This window comes from Oleiphilus sp. HI0043, from assembly GCF_001634935.1.
This window is the reverse complement of the sequence record NZ_LWEY01001516.1, coordinates 1-2,029: the sequence shown is the minus strand read 5'-3', so window position 1 is coordinate 2,029 and position 2,029 is coordinate 1. Positions and strand designations below refer to the sequence as shown.

Sequence of the window (2,029 nt, the reverse complement as noted above, 5' to 3'; positions counted from 1 at the left end):
CAGGGTGCTGGATATCAATCGTGCGCTAATAGAAAAGAAGCTACTTGCTAACAATGCACGCATCATCTGTATATCTTCTATTTCCGGGATTGCAGGTAACTTCGGACAAAGTAATTACGCCTGCTCTAAAGCCGGAATAGCCTCTTATGTTGAAGCGATGAGCCAACACACCGCCGACCAGGGCCTTCAGGGGCTAACTATTAACGCCATTGCACCTGGCTTTATAGAAACTGATATGACCCAGCGAATCCCTTTATTGACTCGTGAACTAGGGCGACGTATGAATGCATTATCACAGGGTGGCTTGCCGCTAGATATCGCAGAGGGAGTGAGCTTTTTCAGCCGCCCCGATGCTAATGCGCTTAACGGAAATGTACTTCGTATATGCGGTTTGAGTTTACTAGGTAAGTAAATGTAATAATGGAATGGAATGCGATGACCATCTTGCAGCAAGAATGCCATCGCTTTAAGTTTACTTATCACCAGCTATCAAAAGAACCAGCTGAGGGTCAATTCTCGTACCATACCAATTAACACGCCAATCAAGGTGCGGACCTGTAGAACGACCTCCAGCCCCTACTTTGGCAATTTCCTGGCCTGCCACAATATCTTCACCTTCTTTTACGACAACTTCACTTAGATGAATAAAGGTTGAAGATAGTCCATAACCATGGTCAACAATTAAAGTGCCACCGGAGTAAAACATGTCTTCATGGACCAGCGTAACTTTACCGCTAGCAGGAGCATAAACTGGCGCCCCAACTGGCCCAGCATAATCAACACCATAATGTGGGCGCTTTGGTGTACCGTTGTAAATCCGTTGACTACCGTAGACACCAGTAATAGGCGCCCTCATAGGTGCCGTAAAGTCATCCAAAAAGTAAAGCAAGCTGGAATCAGTTTTACGAGCATTTTTAACCAGCGCCGTTTCGCGTTTTATACGGGCTAGTTTATCCTTACTGGGTGTCACGGTTTTTTGAGGAACACCTTTAATACTTTGAGTCGGATAAGTCCTTTGCTTCACATCAATAATTAGAGAATGACGTTCACCATTAGGAGCGCTGAATGTTAATTTGTGCTCCGGCGCAGCATCGCGACCAAAGCCAATAATAAAATCCCCTTCTCGCGTAAGCCGAATTTCGCGTTCATTCAGTTTTACGTCGTACGAAGGCTTAACATTACCTTTTAACAAACCGCCCTGTGCAAATACCCCCTCAAGCACCACGTCGTCGGTCATTAGCTTTTCTGAGAGCAAGTCATCCGCAAAGACATTAGCACAAGTCACTATAAGGAGTGTAAAACCTGTTCGCTTTAGTCGCTTAAGCGTTTTTCTCATGAGCACCCTTTTCTTCGCTATCTTTACTCTCTTCTTTCTCACGTAAGCTGGCCATCTTCTCGTGCACTTTGCCGAAGATGCTGCCATCCTCGTACATACCGTCTTTAAGCGTTCCCGTCTTTAAACCCGTTAGCAATTCCAATGCTTCATTAACATGCGTTACTGCATAGATATTAAAGCGCTTTTTCTTAACGGCATTAATCACCTTCTGGCTTAACATAAGATTGGCAATATTGCTTTTAGGGATAATAACCGCTTGCTTCTGATCACTGCCGATTAACTCACAAGCATCGAGAAAGCCTTCTATTTTCTCATTTGCGCCACCAATTGGCTGAACTTCACCAAACTGATTCACTGAGCCGGTCACTGCGAAGTGCTGAAGAATTGGCACATCAGCAAGTGAAGAAATTAAGGCGCAGAACTCGGCCATCGACGCGCTATCGCCATCAACCTCACCGTAAGACTGTTCAAAAGCAATACTTGCAGATAGAGGCATCAGATCATCTTTTGCAAATAAGGATGACAAATAAGACGATAGGATCAAAATCCCCTTAGTATGGATATTGCCGCCCAACTTGGCATGATGCTCGATATCTGTGATATCACCATCACCAAAATAACAATTTGCAGTAACACGGTTTGGCATTCCGAACTCCGAACCCGCCGTGGAGTACACTGACAGTGCATTGATCT

At 44.8% G+C, this 2,029-nt stretch carries 3 protein-coding genes; 1 reads left to right on the top strand and 2 read right to left on the bottom strand.

Annotated elements, in window-relative coordinates:
* The coding region (locus A3729_RS22060; protein WP_156498075.1) for an SDR family oxidoreductase at positions 1-412 on the top strand (412 nt) is incomplete at its 5' end.
* A 60-nt stretch (positions 413-472) separates the two neighbouring features.
* Here the strand turns inward: A3729_RS22060 and A3729_RS22055 are convergent.
* Together A3729_RS22055 and A3729_RS22050 are read right to left on the bottom strand one after the other, a co-directional pair.
* Positions 473-1,336, bottom strand: coding sequence for a M23 family metallopeptidase (locus A3729_RS22055; protein WP_082880459.1), 864 nt, complete (start codon positions 1,334-1,336; stop codon positions 473-475).
* Positions 1,320-2,029: S16 family serine protease (locus tag A3729_RS22050; protein ID WP_304439740.1), on the bottom strand; the 710-nt coding region annotated here is incomplete at its 5' end. The genes A3729_RS22050 and A3729_RS22055, both read right to left, overlap by 17 nt.

Coding starts and splice junctions, on each gene's coding strand:
- A3729_RS22055 (WP_082880459.1), bottom strand. CDS start 1,336: ATGAGAAAAACGCTTAAGCGACTAAAGCGAACAGGTTTTACACTCCTT.